Source organism: Microbacterium sp. Z10_103 (genome assembly GCF_058310455.1).
In genome coordinates, this window is record NZ_JBZEGK010000001.1 from 70,368 (window position 1) to 89,344 (window position 18,977).

At 70.1% G+C, this 18,977-nt stretch carries 16 protein-coding genes; 10 read left to right on the forward strand and 6 right to left on the reverse strand.

What is annotated here, in order from left to right; translation table 11 throughout:
* From AC4FS2_RS00320 to AC4FS2_RS00330, 3 genes are read right to left on the reverse strand one after another with little or no spacing between them, the layout of a single operon-like run.
* Complete coding sequence (locus AC4FS2_RS00320) at window positions 1-867, reverse strand: carbohydrate ABC transporter permease (RefSeq protein ID WP_491155692.1); 867 nt, start codon at window positions 865-867, stop codon at window positions 1-3.
* A gap of 5 nt (window positions 868-872) precedes the next feature.
* The gene (locus AC4FS2_RS00325; protein ID WP_491175972.1) at window positions 873-1,892 is read right to left on the reverse strand and encodes a carbohydrate ABC transporter permease; all 1,020 of its coding nucleotides are present in this window, start codon (window positions 1,890-1,892) and stop codon (window positions 873-875) included.
* A 2-nt stretch (window positions 1,893-1,894) separates the two neighbouring features.
* Window positions 1,895-3,187, reverse strand: a complete 1,293-nt coding sequence (locus AC4FS2_RS00330; protein WP_491175974.1) for an ABC transporter substrate-binding protein — start codon at window positions 3,185-3,187, stop codon at window positions 1,895-1,897.
* 158 nt (window positions 3,188-3,345) lie between these two features.
* Between AC4FS2_RS00330 and AC4FS2_RS00335 the strand changes: the two genes are divergently transcribed.
* On the forward strand, window positions 3,346-4,347 hold the full coding sequence (locus AC4FS2_RS00335; RefSeq protein WP_491175976.1) for a LacI family DNA-binding transcriptional regulator: 1,002 nt from the start codon (window positions 3,346-3,348) through the stop codon (window positions 4,345-4,347).
* Between the two features lie 137 nt (window positions 4,348-4,484).
* On the opposite strand, the gene AC4FS2_RS00340 is transcribed toward AC4FS2_RS00335, so the two are convergent.
* Complete coding sequence (locus AC4FS2_RS00340) at window positions 4,485-5,057, reverse strand: TetR/AcrR family transcriptional regulator (RefSeq protein ID WP_491154510.1); 573 nt, start codon at window positions 5,055-5,057, stop codon at window positions 4,485-4,487.
* Window positions 5,058-5,161: 104 nt separating this feature from the next.
* On the opposite strand from AC4FS2_RS00340, the gene AC4FS2_RS00345 reads away from it, so the two are divergent.
* The 7 genes from AC4FS2_RS00345 (at window position 5,162) to treZ (ending at window position 16,669) form a co-directional block, all read left to right on the forward strand.
* Complete coding sequence (locus tag AC4FS2_RS00345; protein ID WP_491175978.1) at window positions 5,162-7,735, forward strand: MMPL family transporter; 2,574 nt, start codon at window positions 5,162-5,164, stop codon at window positions 7,733-7,735.
* A 57-nt stretch (window positions 7,736-7,792) separates the two neighbouring features.
* Window positions 7,793-8,476: a GTP pyrophosphokinase gene (locus AC4FS2_RS00350; protein ID WP_491175980.1), complete on the forward strand. Its 684-nt coding sequence runs from the start codon at window positions 7,793-7,795 to the stop codon at window positions 8,474-8,476.
* A 163-nt stretch (window positions 8,477-8,639) separates the two neighbouring features.
* Window positions 8,640-9,491 carry a transposase gene (locus AC4FS2_RS00355; protein ID WP_491175982.1) on the forward strand — a complete coding sequence of 284 codons (852 nt, stop codon included), beginning with the start codon at window positions 8,640-8,642 and terminating at the stop codon, window positions 9,489-9,491.
* Between the two features lie 109 nt (window positions 9,492-9,600).
* On the forward strand, window positions 9,601-10,095 hold the full coding sequence (locus tag AC4FS2_RS00360; RefSeq protein WP_491175984.1) for a glutaminase: 495 nt from the start codon (window positions 9,601-9,603) through the stop codon (window positions 10,093-10,095).
* Between the two features lie 61 nt (window positions 10,096-10,156).
* Entirely contained in the window at window positions 10,157-12,367 is a 2,211-nt protein-coding gene (gene glgX / locus AC4FS2_RS00365; protein WP_491175987.1) for a glycogen debranching protein GlgX, read from the forward strand.
* The gene (treY, locus tag AC4FS2_RS00370) at window positions 12,367-14,784 is read left to right on the forward strand and encodes a malto-oligosyltrehalose synthase (protein WP_491175990.1); all 2,418 of its coding nucleotides are present in this window, start codon (window positions 12,367-12,369) and stop codon (window positions 14,782-14,784) included. Before glgX ends, treY begins: the two co-directional genes overlap by 1 nt.
* Window positions 14,785-14,884: 100 nt before the next feature.
* Window positions 14,885-16,669 carry a malto-oligosyltrehalose trehalohydrolase gene (gene treZ / locus AC4FS2_RS00375; protein ID WP_491175992.1) on the forward strand — a complete coding sequence of 595 codons (1,785 nt, stop codon included), beginning with the start codon at window positions 14,885-14,887 and terminating at the stop codon, window positions 16,667-16,669.
* Here treZ and AC4FS2_RS00380 read toward each other — a convergent pair.
* Complete coding sequence (locus AC4FS2_RS00380) at window positions 16,666-16,875, reverse strand: hypothetical protein (protein WP_491154497.1); 210 nt, start codon at window positions 16,873-16,875, stop codon at window positions 16,666-16,668. The two genes, treZ and AC4FS2_RS00380, sit on opposite strands and share 4 nt — an antisense overlap.
* 128 nt (window positions 16,876-17,003) lie before the next feature.
* Here AC4FS2_RS00380 and AC4FS2_RS00385 point away from each other — a divergent pair, with 128 nt between their 5' ends.
* Window positions 17,004-17,858 (forward strand): TspO-related membrane protein, encoded by an 855-nt coding sequence (locus tag AC4FS2_RS00385; RefSeq protein ID WP_491175994.1) that lies wholly within the window; start codon window positions 17,004-17,006, stop codon window positions 17,856-17,858.
* An 8-nt stretch (window positions 17,859-17,866) separates the two neighbouring features.
* Here AC4FS2_RS00385 and AC4FS2_RS00390 read toward each other — a convergent pair whose 3' ends face one another.
* Window positions 17,867-18,604 carry a glutamine amidotransferase-related protein gene (locus AC4FS2_RS00390; protein ID WP_491175996.1) on the reverse strand — a complete coding sequence of 246 codons (738 nt, stop codon included), beginning with the start codon at window positions 18,602-18,604 and terminating at the stop codon, window positions 17,867-17,869.
* Between the two features lie 73 nt (window positions 18,605-18,677).
* Between AC4FS2_RS00390 and AC4FS2_RS00395 the strand changes: the two genes are divergently transcribed.
* The gene (locus tag AC4FS2_RS00395; RefSeq protein ID WP_491175999.1) at window positions 18,678-18,977 is read left to right on the forward strand and encodes a hypothetical protein; all 300 of its coding nucleotides are present in this window, start codon (window positions 18,678-18,680) and stop codon (window positions 18,975-18,977) included.

Consider the following 18,977-nt stretch of genomic DNA (forward strand, 5'->3'; position numbering starts at 1 on the left):
TCAGCCTTTCACTGCGCCGGTGAGCCCGCCCACGATGCGCCGCTCGAACAGGCTGAAGAACAGCAGAGCGGGAAGCATGGACAGCGACGTGAACGCCAAGACGCGAGCGGTGTCCACGGAGTATTGCGATGAGAACGCCTGCACACCCAGGGGCAGGGTGAACGCCGCCTCGTCGTTGAGGATGAACAACGGAAGCAGGTAGGCGTTCCAGCTGTTGACGAAGGCGAGGATGCCGACGGTGATGACGCCCGGCACGGCCAGGGGCAGCACCATGCGCCAGAAGAACCCGAGGCGACCGCATCCGTCGATGTAGGCGGCCTCCTGGATCTCGTCCGGGATGGCCCGCAGGAATGGCACCAGGACGATCACGGTCACCGGCAGGGCGAACGCGATTTGCGGCAGGATGATGCCGGGCAGGGTGTTCATGAGCCCGAGGCTGCGCACCACGATGTACAGCGGCGTGATCGCGACGGTGATGGGGAACATGAGACCCGACGCGAAGAGGGCGTACAACCCGCCCCGCCCCCGGAACCTGTACCGCGCGATGACGTAGCTGGCCATGAGCCCGAGCCCGACCGCGCCGACGGTCGTGGCCAGCGCCACGATCGTCGAGTTGCCCACCTGCGTCCAGAACTGGCCGCTGGTGATGACGGTGACGTAGTTCTCCAGGTTCCACGGGCTGGGGAACCCGGCCGGGTCGACGGTGATCTGCGAGTTGGTGCGGAAACCGCCGATGATGATGTAGATCACCGGCCCGAGCATCACGGCGATGACGACCAGGGCGACGAAGTAAACGACCGGGTTTCCCCACGGCAGGCTCTGCCGGGTGCGGGACGACGGCTTCGCGCGGCCCGTGGTGATGGCCATGGTGGTCATTGGGGGGCGCCCTTTTCTGTGATCGCTCCGTCGGTATCGCGGCGGAGCACGAAGCGCTGGTAGAACAGCGCCACGACGAGGGAGATGACGAAGATCACGACGGCCACGGCGTTGCCGTACCCGAAGTTGCCGGAGTTGCGGCCGGTGGCCACCATGTAGATCGCCATCGTGTTCGTCCCCGCGACGGAGGACACGTACTGCCCCCAGATGATGTAGACGAGGTCGAACAACTGCAGGGCGCCGATGATGGACAGGAACGCCCAGATGCGGAGCGTGGGCGCCAGCAGGGGGAGGGTGATGCGGCGCTGGATCTGCCAGTAAGAGGCGCCGTCGATCGCAGCCGCTTCGTTCAGCTCGTCCGGGATTCCCTGGAGACCGGCGAGGAAGAGGATGACGGCGAAGCCGATGTACTTCCACGTCAGGATCGCCATCAGCGTCCAGATCGCAATCGCCGGATCAGCGAGCCAGTCGGCCCGGAGGAATCCGAGCCCCAGGTTCTCGAGCGCGCCATTGGCCGCACCGTTCGTGGCCAGCAGCAGGCTGAAGCCGGTGCCGACGACGACCTCGGCGATGACATACGGGACGAAGATCAGCACGCGGATGATCGACTGGCCCTTCATGCGCCGGTTCAGCAGCAGTGCCAGCAGGATCGCGAGCGGACCCTGCAGCACCAGCGACATGACGACGATGAAACCGTTGTGCAGGAGCGCCTGCTGGAAGTTGGGGTCACTGAAGATGACGATGTAGTTCTGAAGGCCGACGAAGTCGGTGGCGGGGCCGAAACCCGCCCAGCGGAAGAAGCCGTAATAGGCGGCCATGATCACCGGGAGGATGACGAAGCCGACGAAGAAGATCACGGCGGGGCCGGCCATGAGGAGCACCTCGAGGCGCCCCGACCAGCCCAGCCCACGTGGGCGCCGGCGGTCTCGCGGCACGGACGGGGGCGGCGTGACGCCGCCCCCGTCGTGCTGCGCGAGATCGGAATCGTCCGTGGAGGACATCTCGCGGATGGACATACTCAGCCCTGCGCACCCGCCGTGTTGACCGTCTGGATGAACTCGTCCGGCGAGCTGTTGCCCGCGAGCATGTCGACGACCGCGACGTTGAGTGCGTTGCCGACGTTCTGGCCCAGGACCGTGTCGAGCCACTGCGAGACGAACGGGGCCTCGTTGTAGGCCGCGAGGATCCCCTGCAGGTAGGGCTCGGTGACGGCCTCCTGTGCGACCGAGTTCACGGGCGGCGACTGGAATGCCTGGTAGTACTTCGTCTGCTGGTCGGCGCTGGCGACGAAGTTGAGGAAGTCGGCGCATTCCTCGGGCGCCTGCGCGGAGCACGAGTATCCGTCGAGGCCGCCCATCAGCGACCCGGGCGCTCCCTCGCCACCGTCAACCTCGGGGAACGGGAACCAAGCCAGGTCGGGGAGCGGCTTCTCATCCGGGGTCAGCGAGGCGATCACGCCCGGGTCCCAGGCGCCCATGAGCTCCATCGCGGCCTGACGGTTCGCAATGAGGCCGGCCGAGCTGCCCGCGCCCTGCTGGGGCTCGGTGGTGAGGAATCCCTCGTTGAAGGGATCGATCGCAGCGAAGTCTTCCAGGTCTTCGGCGGCGCGCATCCAGCACTCATCGCTGAAGTCCTTCGTCTCGCCGGTCTCTTCGATGACCTCCTGGCTGCACTCGCGCAGCGCGAAGAAGTAGTACCAGTGCGCGGCGGGCCATGCGGCCTTCGCGCCGAGGGCGATCGGGGAGATTCCGGTCGTCTTGAGTTCCTCCACGGCCGTCTTCAGCTCGTCCACCGTGGTCGGGTTCTCGGCGATCCCCGCCGCGTCGAACGCATCCTGGCTGTAGAAGAACCCGCCGGGCAGCACCGACAGCGGCATCGCCCAGACCTTGTCCTCGTAGGTCTCGGCGTCGAAGGCCACCTCGGAGATCTCGTCGTGCAGGTTCTCGTCGATGAGATCGGTCAGGTCCATCAGCTGGCCGGCGTCGACCATGGCCTCCATTTTGCCGCCACCACGCTGGAGGAAGATGTCGGGCGGGTCGCCCGCGTTCAGGGCCGTCTGCAGCTTGCCGTCCAGGTCCTCGTTCTGGACCGACTGCATCTTGATCGTGACGCCCGGGTTGTCCTCCTGGAACGCTTCGATCGCGTCCGCCCAGAACTGCTTACCCGGTCCGGTCGTCGAGTTCTGCCAGAGCGTCATCTCGACGTCGCCGTCGCCGCCTCCGCTCGACGATCCGCCCCCTGAACACGCGCTCAGAAGGAGCGCTCCCGCTGCCAGAGCCGCGGCCCCCGCAACTAGCTTTGTGGACCTCATGTGATCACCTGTCTCTTCATTGAGTGGCGCCCCCGATCGTCGAGGTACGGCCATTTCTCCGCGCGTGTGGATCGCCCGGTGCGATGCCAGTGTCCGATTCCCACGCCGTTTCGTCAAACGTTTTCGAAAATGGTTTCCGTGGCCCTACGATGACGGTCATGCCGCGAAGGGTGACGATTCACGATGTGGCGGCCGCCGCCGGTGTTTCCGTCGCCACCGTGTCCAAGGCGGTCAACGGCCGTTACGGCGTCGCGGATGACACCGTGCAGCGGGTTCTCGCCGCGGTGAGCGAGCTGGGGTACGAGTCGAGCCTCGTCGCCAGCAGCATGCGCGCCCGGCGGACGGGGGTCATCGGGGTCTTCGTCGCCGGGTTCGAGCCGTTCTCTGCGGAGGTGCTCAAGGGCGTCGGTGCGGCCCTGCGGGACTCGCGGCTGGATCTGCTCGCGTACAGCGGCTCGTCCCAGTCTTCGTCGGAGGGATGGGAGCGCCGATCGCTGAGCCGGTTGAGCGGGACACTCGTCGACGGGGTGATCATGGTGACCCCGTCCGTCGTCAACGCCGCCGCCGAGGTACCCGTGGTGGCCATCGATCCCCACACGGGCCCGGCCGACATGCCCACGGTTGAATCGGACAGCTTCACCGGTGCGCGCCAGGCCGTGGACTACTTGATCTCGCTGGGGCACCGCCGCATCGGCTTCGTCGCCGGCCGCCCCGACCTCCGGTCGTCGATGTTCCGCGAGGGTGGCTACCGGCGCGCCCTCGACGACGCGCGCATCCCGTTCGACCGGAGCCTGGTGGGAGTCGGACGGTACGCGGAGGATTCGGCGCGCGAGGCGGCGACCCAGCTCCTGTCGCGCAGCGACCGGCCGACGGCGATCTTCGCCGCCAACGACATCTCGGCCATCACGGTCCTCCGGGTGGCCGGCGCGATGGGGCTCTCGGTCCCGCGAGACCTGTCCGTCGTCGGATTCGACGACATCCCCGACGCCTCTCAGGTGTCGCCGGCCCTCACCACGGTGCGCCAGCCGATGCAGCGTCTCGGGTCTGAGGCAGTGACCATGCTCCTCGGACTCATGGGCGGAACACCTCCACCCGAGACGCATGTGCGGCTGCCCACGATGCTCATCCCCCGGGCGACGACCGCCCCGCCCACCCCCTGACCTCGGCGGCCCACTGCGCCTCCGCGAGCGTACGGGTTGCTGCCGAGCGCACGGCATAATCGCGCGGGGAGGCCGTGCGCTGGGCATGATGTCGTGCACTCGCCGGGCGCGCGCGGGGCGCGGGAGGCGCGGGGCGGTCAGCGGCCGAGGACCGCGTCGAGGAGGCGCTCGGCGTCGCCCTTCCCGATCGGCTCACGGCTGAGGGCACGCAGGATGACCGCGCCGATCAGGGCCTCCGCGATCTCCTCCACGGGCGCCCCGGGTGCGAGGTTGGGCGTCGTGCCGATCGCGGCCCGGAGGCGCCCGACGAGCGACTCCGAGCCGGTGAGGCTGTCGCGGAGCCGGCGCCCGGCGTCCGCGTTCTCGGCTGCGGCGGCCACGAGCGAGCGCAGCAGCGTCTCGCCGTGCGGTTCGGCGAGCACCGTGAACACCGCCTGCAGCCAGTCGCCGAGGTCGCGGCGGATGTCGCCGGTGTCGGGGAACAGCAGCCGTCCGGGGAGGATCTTCCCCTCGAGGAGGCACTCGGCGATCACCGCACCCTTGGAGGGCCACCACCGGTAGATCGTCTGCTTGCCCACGCGGGCGCGTGTGGCGATGCCTTCGATCGACAGGGCGTCGTAGCCGCGTTCGACCAGAAGATCGGCCGCGGCCTGCAGGATCGCCTGGCGTGCGGCCTCACTGCGGACAGGGCCGCTCCGAGGGTGGGGCATCGGGCTCGCAATCGGAAAGACGAGACGGTCCGTGTTATCTTAGCTGCTGCTTGTCGGAGTCGAGGGCGCCCTCGACAGGCGGCCTCGCGAGTCGGAGGAACCGCATGGCCGAGCTGCTGCACCGCCTGGGAACGTTCGCCGCGCGCCGCGCCTGGACGGTGGTTCTCGCGTGGGTCGCGCTGCTCGCCATCGCCGGCGGTGGCTTCGCGCTGGGCTTCAAGGGGCTCAGTTCGAGCTTCGACATCCCCGGCACCGCCTCGGGCGCCGTCATCGAAGAGCTCGAGGAGTCGTTGCCCGACTTCAGCGGAGCATCCGGCACCGTCGTCTTCGCCACGGAGGACGGCAGCGCCCTCACCGACGATCAGCGCGCCGCGATCGCCGCCCTCGTCGAATCCGCGGGCGATCTTCCCGACGTCGCCGACGTGGTGGACCCGTTCGCCACCGAGCAGGAACTCGCCGCCTCCCGCCAGCAGATCGAGGATGGGCGCGCGCAGCTCGACGCCGGCCGTGCGCAGGCCGAGGCGGGACAGCAGCAGATCGATGCGGGTCGCGCGCAGCTGGACGCGGCGCAGGCGCAGTTGGACGCCGGCCGTGCGCAGCTCGACGCCGCCCGTGCGCGCGCCGAGGCCGCCGACCTGCCGACGACGCAGCTGGACCAGCAGCAGGCGCAGCTGGACGGGCAGCAGGCGCAGTTGGACGCCGGCCGTGCCGAGTTGGATGCGCAGCAGCAGCAGCTGACCGACAGCCTCGCGGCCCTCCCCGAGCAGGAGGCGCAGCTCGAGCGCGGCGCGGAGCTGTTGTCGTTCGCCGACGAGATCCGTCTCGTCTCCGAGGATGGCGCGACCGCCCTCGTCAACGTCTCGTTCACCGAGCCGCGGTTGGAGCTCCCGGAAAGCTCCAAGCAGGCGGTGATGGCACACTTCACCTCCGAGCCGATCGACGGCGTGGAGGTGGCATTCTCGACCGACATCTCGCAGGGTGTTCCGCAGATCCTCGGTGTCGGCGAGGCGGTGGGTGTCGTCATCGCCGGCATCGTTCTCGTCGTCGTGCTCGGCTCGCTGCTGGCCGCCGCGTTCCCCATCCTCACCGCGCTCACCGGCGTCGGCATCGGTGCGATGGCGACGCTGTCGTTCTCCGGCGTCGTGCAGATGGCGTCGGTCACCCCCATCCTCGGGGTGATGCTGGGGCTGGCCGTCGGCATCGACTACTCGCTGTTCATCCTGTACCGCCACCGCCGGCAGCTCCTGCAGGGGGCCGAGGTGGTCGAATCCATCGGCCTGGCCAACGGCACCGCCGGCAACGCCGTCGTGTTCGCCGGGACCACGGTCATCGTGGCGCTCCTCGCGCTCAACGTCACGGGAATTCCGTTCCTGGGCCTCATGGGCACCGCGGGCGCCGCGAGCGTCGCGATCGCGGTGCTCATCGCCATCTCGCTCACCCCCGCCCTCCTGGGTCTTGCCGGGATGCGGGTACTCGGCCGCCGGGCTCGCGCCCGGCTGGCGGCGACGCCGACCGCATCGGCGGAGGCGGGCGAGACCCGTCGTCGCGTGCGGGGCCGCGCCGTGGAGCCCATGTCGACCGTCCGCGCGGTGGTGACGGGACTCCTGGCCGTGGTGCTTCTCCTGGTGGTGTCGATCCCGGCGCTCTCGATGCGCCTCGGGCTGCCGGACGGCGGCTCGGAGGCGGCGGATTCTCCGGCCTACCGCGCCTACACCGCCACCGAGGAGGCGTTCGGCGAGGGAGTCAACGGACCGCTCCTGGTCACCGCATCCCTCCCCGAGGGCCTCGACGACACCGCCGTGCAGGACGCGCAGCTCGCCGTGGCGCGCGAACTCGCCGGCCAGGAGGATGTCGTCGCCGTGGCGCCGGTCGCGATCGCGGAGGACAACTCCCTCGCGGCCTTCCAGGTCGTGCCGGCCGAAGGGCCCAACAGCGCCTCCACCGAGCGGCTCGTCCGCGACCTGCGGGCGCTCCCTCCCGTGGACGGCGACATCGAGCTCGGCGTAGCCGGGCAGGCCGCGATCAACATCGACATCTCCGAAGGCCTCGCCGACGTGCTGCCGCTGTACCTCGCGGTGGTGGTGGGGCTGTCGTTCCTCATCATGGTGATGGTCTTCCGCTCGATCCTCGTGCCGCTCCTGGCCACCGGCGGGTTCGTCCTGTCGCTGTTCGCGACGTTCGGCGCGGTGACGGCGGTCTTCCAGTGGGGTTGGCTCGGCGACCTGTTCGGCGTCCACAACCCGGGCCCGATCCTCAGCTTCCTCCCGGTGATCCTCGTCGGCATCCTGTTCGGCCTCGCGATGGACTACCAGCTGTTCCTGGCGACGGGGATGCGGGAGGCCTACGTGCACGGAGCGCCCGCGCGGCTCGCGGTGGCGCAGGGCTTCCGCGCCGGGCGCACGGTCGTCATCGCCGCCGCGCTCATCATGATCTCCGTGTTCGGCGGGTTCGTCACGAGTGAGTCGGTCATCATCAAGTCGATGGGGTTCGGCCTCGCCCTCGGCGTGCTCCTCGACGCGATCGTCGTCCGGATGCTGCTGGTGCCCGCGGTCATGCACCTCCTCGGGCGCTCGGCGTGGTGGCTGCCACGGTGGCTGGACCGGGTCATCCCGAACGTCGATGTGGAGGGAGCTGCCCTCGAGCGGCGTCACCCCCCGCACGCCCCCGCGGCCCCCTGAGCGCGGAGTCCCCGACTTCACAGGACCCTCGTAGCTCTCGCCCGTAGCGTGCGGGACATGGCCGGTTCGCTCGACGAGCAGCAGATCACCGTTTCCGGCGCCGCCCTCCGGGCGATGCGCGACGAGTTCCAGCGGTTCCTCATGGAGTACCGCTTCGGACTGGCGGAGGTCGAGACGAAGATCTCGATCCTGCGCGAGGAATTCCAGGAGGTGCACGCCTACAACCCGATCGAGCACGTCTCGAGCCGGGTGAAGTCGCCGGACAGCCTCGTCGAGAAGGTCCAGCGCAAAGGGATCGACCCCGGCTTCCCCTCGGTGCGGGCCGCGGTCACCGACATCGCCGGCATCCGCATCACCTGCAGTTTCGTGGGCGACGCCTACCGGCTGTTCGACCTGCTCACCCAGCAGGACGACATCACGCTGCTGAGCGTGAAGGACTACATCGCCGAGCCGAAGCCGAACGGCTACAAGAGCCTGCACGCGATTGTCGAGGTGCCGGTCTTCCTCTCCACCGGCCGGGTCGCGGTGCCGGTGGAAGTGCAGTTCCGCACCATCGCGATGGACTTCTGGGCGAGCCTGGAGCACAAGATCTACTACAAGTACGACCGGAAGGTGCCCGACGAGTTGCTCGCGAGCCTGAAAGAGGCCGCCGACACCGCAGCCGAACTCGATGGCCGGATGGAGGGGCTGCACCGGGAGATCCACGGTGCCGCGGCAGCTGCGGACGCGGTCTCGCTCTGACCTCTCCGGCGCGACGGGCACCACCTCGCCCCCGGGCATAACCGCGGATCCCAGGCGCGACACGCCGGCAGCGGACGCTCGGTCGAGGCGTGTCGGCCACGATCTCCGCGGTTGTGCGGGCGGAACGGCGAGCCTGACGGCGGCCGCGAGCCAGAATGGGGCCATGGCGGATGCAGCGGCCGAGGAGCTCGACGAGGTAGCTGCCGCCCTCTATGGCCTTCCGCCGGTCGAGTTCACGGTCGCCCGGAACGAGCGGGCGGCCGCTGCGACCGGCATCCTCGCCAAGAACATCAAGGCTCTTCGCAAGCCCTCGGTCGCGGCCTGGGCGGTGAACCTCCTGGTCCGGGACGGACAGCTCGCCGAGGCCGTCGAACTGTCGCAGGCGCTGCACGACGCGCAGGACGATCTCGACGCGCCCGAGCTGGCGAAGCTCGGACGACAGCGCCGCGCCCTCGTCGGCGGGCTCGCGCGCCGCGCGGCCGCCCTCGCCGAGGAGGCGGGCACCACTCTCAGCCGCGCCGTGCTCGAGGAGGTCGAAGTCACCGTCAACGCCGCGATCGTGGATGCGGCGGCCGGGGCGGCGATCCTCACCGGACGTCTCGTGCGGACGGTGCAGGCTGACGGCACCGATCCGGAGAACCTCGCCGAAGCCGTAGCCGGATCCGTCCCCGGGATCCCCGACCGCCCCGCCCCGGCGCGCGACGACCTGGCAGCACGGCGCGCGCGCAAGGCCGCCGAAGCGGCCGCGCGTGACGCCGACCGGGCCGCATCCGAAGCCGAACGCGAAGCAACGCGCATCGAGGGGAAGCTCACCAAGGCGCGGGAGCGCGCTGACCTGCTGCACGAGCGGGTCGACGATCTGCGGGCGGAGCTGGCGCGCATCGAACGCGACGCGGATGCCGCGGACGAGAAGGTCGCGGGGATGGAGGAGGAGCGCGCAGGGGCGCGCGAGCGGGCCCAGGCCGCCGAACGTGCTGCCGAGCGGGCTCGGGCGGCCCTCGAACCGGACGGGTGAGCGCGGCTCAGGGCCGGGCAGCCTGATCGTGGACCGTCCCCGTAGCATCGGGGCATGGACTTCTCATCTCCAGCCCCCTGGCACCGGGCGGGGCGCGGGTAGGCATGCCATGACGGATGCTGCCGCCGAGGTGGAGACGCTGCTCGCCCGCGCTCGCAGCCGCCTCAGAGACGCTCCCCGTGAGGCGCTCGGCGAGCTGCGGACGCCCCGCCGCATCCTCGGCATCGCTCGCTCCCCGCGCATCGTGCGGGTGGGGGAGGCGTGGCACCTCGGCGTGCTTCTTCTCACCGACGACGCCGTGCTGGCCACAGGCGAGATCGTCCGTGCGCGCGCCGAGGCCGTCCGCGGCTTCACGGCGGAGTCGCAGCGGGCGCGGGCGGCCCTCGCGGCTGCGGCGAGCCGGGGCGGGTTCGCTGAGGGGGAGTCGGTCCACGTGGGATGGGTGCGCCTGGACCTCCCGCTGGTCTCGGAGGCCACCTCGCCGCTGGCCGTACGCGACGGGGTGGCCGCCGTCCGGTGGAGCGCCGCCGCCGGGCTCGTACCCCTCGCCTCCTATCTGGACGAACGCGTCGAGCTCCTGCGTCATCCGCCCGCCCGCGCATAGTCGGCGGGGCGCCTCCGGTCAACGGTCGGGACGCGTATTTCTGCTGCCGTATCGTTGGTCCGTGCAGGTATGGCCAGGATCCAGTTATCCCCTCGGTGCGACGTTCGACGGCAACGGAACGAACTTCGCCATCTTCAGCGAAGGAGCAGAGCGCATCGAGCTCTGCCTCTTCGGCGAGCGCGGGAAGGAGACGCGCGTCGACCTCGTCGACGTTGACGCGTACGTGTGGCACGCCTACCTCCCGAACGTCCAGCCCGGGCAGCGCTACGGGTACCGGGTGCACGGACCGGACGATCCCGAGAACGGTCGGCGGTTCAACCCGAACAAGCTCCTCCTCGACCCGTACGCGAAGGCCGTCGACGGCCAGGTGACGTGGGGGCAGTCGGTCTTCGGCTATAACTTCGGCGACCCCGACTCCCGCAACGACGAGGACTCCGCCGCCGCGATGATGAAGGGCGTCGTCGTGAGTCCCTTCTTCGACTGGAGCGGGGACCGTCAGCCCAAGACGCCGTACGCCGAATCGTTCATCTACGAGGCGCACGTGAAGGGGCTCACCGAGCTGCACCCCGCCGTGCCCGAAGAGCTGCGCGGCACCTACAGCGGCGTCGCCCACCCCGCGGTCATCGAGCACCTCCAGAAGCTGGGCGTCACCGCGATCGAACTCATGCCGGTGCACCAGTTCGTCAACGACTCCACGCTGCAGGACAAGGGGCTGTCGAACTACTGGGGCTACAACACCATCGCGTTCTTCGCCCCGCAGAACACCTACACCTCCAGCGGCGGCCACGGCCAGCAGGTGCAGGAGTTCAAGGCGATGGTCAAGGCGCTGCACGCGGCCGGTATCGAGGTCATCCTCGACGTGGTCTACAACCACACCGCCGAGGGCAACCACCTGGGCCCCACCCTGTCGATGCGCGGCATCGACAACGAGGCGTACTACCGCCTCGAGCAGGACGACAAACGCTATTACACGGACTACACCGGCACCGGCAACAGCATGAACGTCGGCAACCCGCACACGCTGCAGCTCATCATGGATTCGCTGCGGTACTGGGTGCTCGAGATGCACGTCGACGGCTTCCGGTTCGATCTGGCGTCGACCCTCGCGCGGGAGTTCTACGAGGTCGACCGCCTCGCGACCTTCTTCGAGCTCGTGCAGCAGGATCCGGTGGTCTCGCAGGTCAAGCTCATCGCCGAGCCGTGGGACGTCGGTCCCGGCGGTTACCAGGTCGGAAACTTCCCGCCGCAGTGGACGGAGTGGAACGGCAAGTACCGCGACACCGTCCGCGACTTCTGGCGCGGCGAGCCGCAGGCCCTCGGCGAGTTCGCCTCCCGTCTGACCGGGTCGGCCGACCTGTACGAGCACTCCGGGCGTCGCCCCGTGGCATCCATCAACTTCGTCACCGCCCACGACGGGTTCACTCTGCGCGACCTCGTGTCGTACAACGAGAAGCACAACCAGGCCAACGGCGAAGACAACAACGACGGCGAATCGCACAACCGCTCCGACAACATGGGGGTGGAAGGTCCCACCGACGACCCGGCGATCCTCGGCGCGCGCGCCCGTCAGCAGCGGAACTTCATCGCGACGCTGCTCCTGAGCCAGGGCGTGCCGATGCTCCTGCACGGCGACGAGATGGGTCGCACGCAAGGCGGCAACAACAACGGCTATGCGCAGGACAACGAGATCACGTGGGTCGACTGGGAGAGCGCCGATCAGCCGCTCATCGAGTTCACCGCCGCGCTGTCGCGCCTGCGGAAGGACCACCCGACGTTCCGCCGGGGGCGCTTCTTCAACGGCCGCCCGGTCAAGATGGAGGAGGGCGCGCCGATGCCCGACGTCGTCTGGCTGCGGCCGGACGGCTCGGTGATGCAGCCGGAGGACTGGGACTCCGGATTCGGGCGCGCGATCGGTGTCTTCCTCAACGGGCAGGGCATCCGCGAGCGCGACCGCCGCGGCGAGGAGATCCTCGACCGGCACTTCATCGTGCTCTTCAACGCCGGCGACGAGGCGGTGGAGTTCCACGTTCCGGATGTGAAGTTCAGCCCCAAGTGGGACGTGCTCGTCGACACGGCGGGTGAGCTCGCCAACACCGAGCCCGTCGCGCCCGGTGCCGCGTTGATGCTCGCGGGCAAGTCCCTCGTGGTGCTGTGCGAACACGACCTTCCCGAGCCCGAGGTCGACCACTCCGTCGCCGCGTCGCTGACCGCGCAGGTCGCGGCATCGACCGCCGACGACATCCCCGGGCACGCCCCCAAGCCGGAACTCTGATGACACGCAGCCCGCTCTCGACCTACCGCCTGCAGATCCGCCGTTCGTTCGACCTGGATGCGGCGGCCGCCGTCACCGGGTACCTCCGCGACCTCGGGGTGTCGTGGGCGTACCTGTCGCCGCTGCTTCGGGCGACCCCCGGCTCGGATCACGGCTATGACGTGGTCGACGTCACCGTCGTCGACCCCGAGCGCGGCGGACCGGAAGGACTCTCGCGGTTCGCGGCGTCCGCGCGCGACCAGGGCTTGGGCATCCTCGTCGACATCGTTCCCAACCACATGGGGATCTCCGACCCCCGGGAGAATGGGTGGTGGTGGGATGTGCTGCGGCTCGGACGCGAATCCGTCCACGCCGACGCGTTCGACATCGACTGGGAATACGGCGGCGGGCGGGTCCTCGTGCCGGTCCTCGGTGGATCCGTCGATGAGATCATCGCCGCCGGCGACTTCGTGATCGATCCCACGCCCGCCGACGATGCCCCCTCGGGTCTCCTGCGGTACTTCGACCACGCGTTCCCGCTCGCGCCGGGTTCGATCGACGACGCCGGACCTGCGACGGCGACCGGGGCCTCCTGGACCGATCCCGATCTTGTGCGAGCCGTGCTGGACCGTCAGAACTACGAGCTGCGTTTCTGGCGCGACGAGGCCGCCGAGCTGAACTACCGCCGCTTCTTCGCGGTGACGACCCTGGCGGGGGTGCGGGTCGAACTGCCGCAGGTGTTCGACGCCACCCACGGCGAGATCCTCCGCTGGGTGCGCGAAGGTCTGGCCGACGGCCTGCGGGTCGATCACCCCGACGGCCTCCTCGACCCGGGCGGCTACCTCGAGCAGCTCGCCGCCGCGAGCGGCGACGTGTATGTCCTGGTCGAGAAGATCCTCGAGCACGGTGAGGCCCTGCCCGGCTGGTGGCACACCGACGGGACCACCGGGTACGACGCGCTCGCCGAAGTCGGCCGCGTCCTCATCGACCCCGTCGGCGAGCAGGGCCTGGATGCTCTGGATGCGCGGCTGCGCACGCAGACCGGGCTCCCCGCCGCATCCAGCTGGCACGATCTCATCCATGACACGAAGCGGATGATCGCCGACACCATCCAGGTCGCCGAGATCCGCCGCCTCATCCGGGGGCTTCCCGCGGCGGTGCGCGATCGCGAGGCCGCCGTCCTGCAGGATGCGCTCGCCGAGCTCCTGGCGTGCTTCCCCGTGTACCGCTCCTACCTGCCGGCGGGCCGCGAACACCTGGATGCCGCCGCCGCCGAGGCATCCGGACGCCGACCCGACCTCACCGAGGTCATCGCAGAGCTTGTTCCCGTGCTCGCCGACCCGTCGTTGGAGGTGGCTCGCCGCTTCCAGCAGACGACCGGACCCGTCATGGCCAAGGGCGTGGAAGACACCGCCTTCTACCGGTACACCCGGCTCGGCCCGCTGACCGAGGTCGGGGGCGACCCGTCGGAGTTCTCCCTGTCGATCGCCGACTTCCACGCAGCTCAGGCCGCGCGGCACGCATCGTGGCCGCAGGCGATGACGACACTGTCGACCCACGACACCAAACGCGGCGAGGACGTCCGCGCGCGCCTCGCGGTGCTGTCGGAGATGCCCGAGCGCTGGGCGCGCGTGCTGGAGGAGTTCCGCGAGGTCGCCACCACCGGACACGGACCCTTCGACGCGCTGCTGTGGCAGGCGATCGTCGGAGCGTGGCCCGCATCCCGAGGACCGGAGTTCGCCGAGCGGCTGCACGCGTACGCCGAGAAGGCGGCGCGCGAAGCGGCCGAGGCGACCGGCTGGTGGGACCCGGTGGAGTCGTTCGAGTCGGCGATGCACGCGGTCGTGGATGCGGCGACCGGGCACGCGGCGGAGCTGGTCGAGGGGTTCGTGGACGAGATCGCCGCGGCGGGGTGGGCGAACGGGCTCTCGCAGAAGCTCCTGCAGCTCGCCGGTCCCGGCGTGCCCGACGTGTATCAAGGGTCGGAACTGTGGGAGATGTCGCTCGTCGACCCCGACAACCGCCGTCCCGTCGATTTCGCCGAGCGCGCGGCCCTGCTCGCCGAGCTCGACGAGGGTTTCGGGCGGGGCGCGCTGCCGGCCGTCGACGCGGGTGGGGCGGCCAAGCTCCTCGTCACCTCGCGCACGCTGCGCCTTCGCCGTGACCGGCCCGAGCTGTTCACCCGGTACACCCCGATGACGGTCGTGGGCGAAGCATCCACTCACGCGGTCGCGTTCGACCGCGGCGGGGCGCTCGCCGTGGCCACCCGGTTGCCGGTCGGGCTGTCCCGGCGCGGAGGCTGGGGCGACACGCAGCTGCTGCGGCATGCCGGCCCGGCCGTGGACGCCTTCACCGGCCGGCGTTACGAGGGATCGACGGTGCCTCTGGCCGAGCTGCTGTCTGTCTACCCCGTGGCCCTGCTGGTCCCGGATGCCTGACATGGCATCGAGCGCACGACATCGTGTCGAGCGCACGATCTGACAACGTTGATACGACGTGCACTGGGGAGCAACCCGTGCACTCGCGGAAGGAGGAGCGATGAGCATCGAGGTGTGGGCACCGCGGGCGGAGCGGGTCCGGATGCGGCGGCTGGACGCCGATGGCACGACCGTCGTCGATGAGGTCGCGCTCCGGCGCGGAACGCCCGGACCGCTTCCCGGCCCGGGCTGGTGGTTCGCCGACGTCGACCTCAGCGACGGCGAGCGGTACGGCTTCGTCATCGACGACAGTGACGACCTCCGTCCTGACCCGCGTTCGCGGCGGCAGCCCGACGGCGTGCACGCCGCGTCGGCGTGGTTCGACCCCACGGGGTACGAATGGACCGACGCGTCCTGGACCGGCCGACAGCTCGCCGGTGGCCTGATCTACGAACTCCACCTCGGCACCTTCACCCCCGAGGGGACGCTGGACGCGGCGATCGGCAAGCTCGGTTACCTCGTCGACCTCGGCGTGACGCACGTCGAGCTGCTGCCCGTCAACGGGTTCAACGGCGTCTGGAACTGGGGCTACGACGGCGTGCTCTGGTACACGGTGCACGAGGCCTACGGCGGCCCCGAGGCCTACCAGCGCTTCGTGGATGCCGCGCACGCGGCCGGGCTCGCCGTCATCCAGGACGTCGTCTACAACCACCTCGGACCCAGCGGCAACTACCTGCCCGAGTTCGGTCCGTACCTGCGCAGCGGCAGCCGCAACACCTGGGGCGACTCGGTGAACCTCGACGAAGACGCGGTGCGCTCGTACATCGTCGACAACACCCTGATGTGGATGCGGGATTACCACGTGGACGGCCTGCGGCTGGACGCCGTGCACGCGCTGCACGACGAGCGGTCCAGGCACATCCTGCGTGAGATCGCCGAGGGTGCCGACGCGCTCTCCGCGCACCTCGGGCGGCCGCTGACCACGATCGCCGAATCGGACATGAACGACCCGAAGCTCATCCTCCCGCGCGAGGCGGGTGGGTACGGCCTGACGGCGCAGTGGAGCGACGACTGGCACCACACGGTGCACGTCGCCGTCTCCGGCGAGACGGTGGGGTATTACGAGGACTTCGCCGATCCGGCGGCCTTCCCCAAGGTCACCGCCGGCGGTTTCTTCCACGACGGCACGTACTCCTCGTTCCGCGGCCGCAACCACGGCTTCCCGGTTCCTGCCGAGGTACCCGCGTGGCGCCTGGTGACCTTCGCGCAGGACCATGACCAGATCGGCAACCGGGCCACCGGCGATCGGTTGTCGCAGAACCTGCCCTACGGGCGCCTGGCCGTGGCGGCCGTGCTGACGCTCACCACTCCGGGCACGCCCATGCTGTTCATGGGCGAGGAATGGGGCGCGTCCACGCCGTGGCAGTTCTTCACGTCGCACCCCGAGCCCGAGCTCGGCGAAGCGACGGCCCAGGGTCGCATCGCGGAGTTCGCGGAGATGGGCTGGGACGAGTCGGTCGTCCCCGATCCGCAGGACCCGGAAACGTTCACCCGGTCCAAGCTCGACTGGGACGAGGCATCCCATGGCGATCATCGGCGGCTGCTGGAGCTGTACCGCGACCTCGCCCGCCTGCGGCGCGAGCGGCCCGAACTGACCGACCCGGCGTGGAGTGCGCGTTCAGCCATCGTCGGTGACGCGCAGAACGGGCGCTCCTACACGCTCACGAGCGGCCGCCTCACCGTGTTCGCCAACCTCACCGACACCCCCGCGGACTGCGCGGTGCTGCCGGATGCGGTCGTGCTGCTCGCGACGGACGGCGCCACCCTCAGCGGGGTCGGCGGTTCGGACGGGCGGACCGTGACGATCCCTCCGGATTCGGCCGTGGTGGTGGGCCCGGCGGTCTAGAACTCGTCCTCGTCGTCGTCCTCGGCATCGAGGCGCACCCGGCGGTCGTCATCCAGCGGCGACTCGTCGGCGAGGTCGGAAGGGTCGAGGGGGCGCTCGTCGTCGGGCACGGGGCCGAGGTCGGTCTCGTCGGGATCGGCGGGCCGGTCCTCATCGACCGGCTCGTGGTCCGGCGAAGAGTCGGGGGCGGAAAAGCCGTTCGACATGACTGCTCCTTGCTCGAGGGACGGGGGATGCCCCGACCCTAACGCGGGGCCGACGTGGTGCATAGCTCCGTGCGCCAGGGCGGTGTCAACCCGGCGCCGACGCGTCGCGCGGCCCGTACCGTCGGGGTATGGCCATCGATTCTCAGCCTCCCGGCTCGGCACGCGTCGACCCGGCACGCACCGACGCGACAGCTCGCGATGTGGTCCGGCAGGTCGTGGTGCTGTCGGCGACGTCGTTCATGCTCATCGCCGCGATGCTCGGAACGGGGCTCCTCGGCGGAACGCCCGTTCAAGACGTGCAGAACGGTGCCCTCGACTCGGATGCCTCGTATCTGGCTCCTGCGGGGTCGGCCTTCTCGATCTGGTCGGTCATCTATGTCGGCCTCGTCGCCTACGCGGTGTGGCAGGCGCTCCCTGCGCAGCGGGCAGATCCGCGTCAGCGGACGCTCGGCTGGCTCGTCGCGGTCACCGCCGTCCTCAATGGTCTGTGGCTCCTGGCCGCGCAATACGGCACCCTCCCGCTGACAGTGGTCGTGATCGTGCTGCTGCTGGTGGCGTTGGGCATCACCTTCCGCCAGGCGGTCCTGACCCGCACCCCGAGTGACGGGGCATGGGATGCCGTTCTCCTGGACGGGGTCACGGGCCTCCACCTCGGCTGGGTGAGCCTTGCCACGGTGGCCAACGCGTCGGCGTGGCTCACGCAGATCGTCCCCGCCCAGTGGGGCGAGTACGCGCCCGCGTTCGGCATCCCTGTGCTCGTCGTCGTGGGCATCATCGGCCTCGCCATGGCGTGGGCCAGCGGATGGCGCGTGACCCCCGGTCTCGCCGTCGCGTGGGGCGCGACGTGGATCGCGGTGGGCCGCCTGACGGGCGAGCCGCACAGCACGCCCATCGGAGTCACCGCGATCGTGGTCGGCGCGGTGGTGGGACTCATCCCGGTCGCCGTGGCGGGGCTGCGCTTCCTCCGTCCGCAGGGGGACTGACGCCGGGTTCAGCCGCCCGCGATCTGCGCGAACCGCGCGAGCAGTCGCGCCGGTTCTGTGACGGATGCCGCGAGCACCCGCGCCGCGAGCCTGTCGAAATCCTCGGCGGGGAAGTAGCCGTCGAGGCGATAGATCGCCATCCGCTCGGTGAACGCCTTCGGCGTCGGCTCCGGGTGGAACTGTGTGGCGTACAGCCGGTCGCCGACGCGATACGCCTGCACGGGGCAGGCGTCGTTCTCGGCCAGCAGCACCGCGCCCGGCGGCACCGCCGCGGTGCCCTCCTTGTGCGCGGTGAGCGCCGTGAACGGCGCCGCCAGGTTCCCGAAGAGCGCGTCGGCGCGCCCCTCGCTCGTCAGGCGGATGGAGGCCGGTCCGGTGTCTTCGGGGAAGTCCCTCGACACCACGCCTCCCAGCATCCGGGTCACCACCCCGATGCCGTAGCAGGTGAACAGCGCTGTGGTGCGGGATGCCGCGGCCTCGGCCGCGATGCGCTCGAGCCCTGACTCGACGCGGCGTTGTTCGTCCGACTTGCGCGACGCCGGATCGGTGAGGTTGAACGGGCTGCCGCCGACGACGAACCCCCCGAAACGCTCGAAGACGTCGGAGGGGAGGTCGTCGCGGACCAGGTCGTGCGCTCCGAGCGCGTCCGCGTCGAGCTGCATCCCCTCGCGGAACGACGCGTATTCTGCGTCGGCGGCGGCCCGTTGCGGACGCGCGGAGACGTAGAGCAGCGGGAGAGTCACCACGCGAGTCTAGGTGCCTCCGCGCCAGGCGGATGTCGGGGTGTCTTCCCGGTGGCGAAGCGGCGAGAATGGCGGCATGGCGGCGGGGAGGGATCGATACGTGCGTGACTGGGTGCTGGCGGCGGATGCCGGCGCCGCCGCCGCCGTGGGCGCCGTCGCCGACCGCCTCGGCTGGGAGACCCTGACCGAAGCGTTGACCGGCGGACCGCCACCTGTTCGGCCCGCACCGCCCGAGGGTCTGCGCCTCGCCGATCCGCTCCGGGTGCGCCTCACCGCGCGCGAGGGCGCTCGTCCGCCCGATGCCGCCGACATCGTGCGGGCGCTGGCCGGCCGCGCCGACGTCTGGCTGGATGACGGCCGCACGCTCGACGACTGA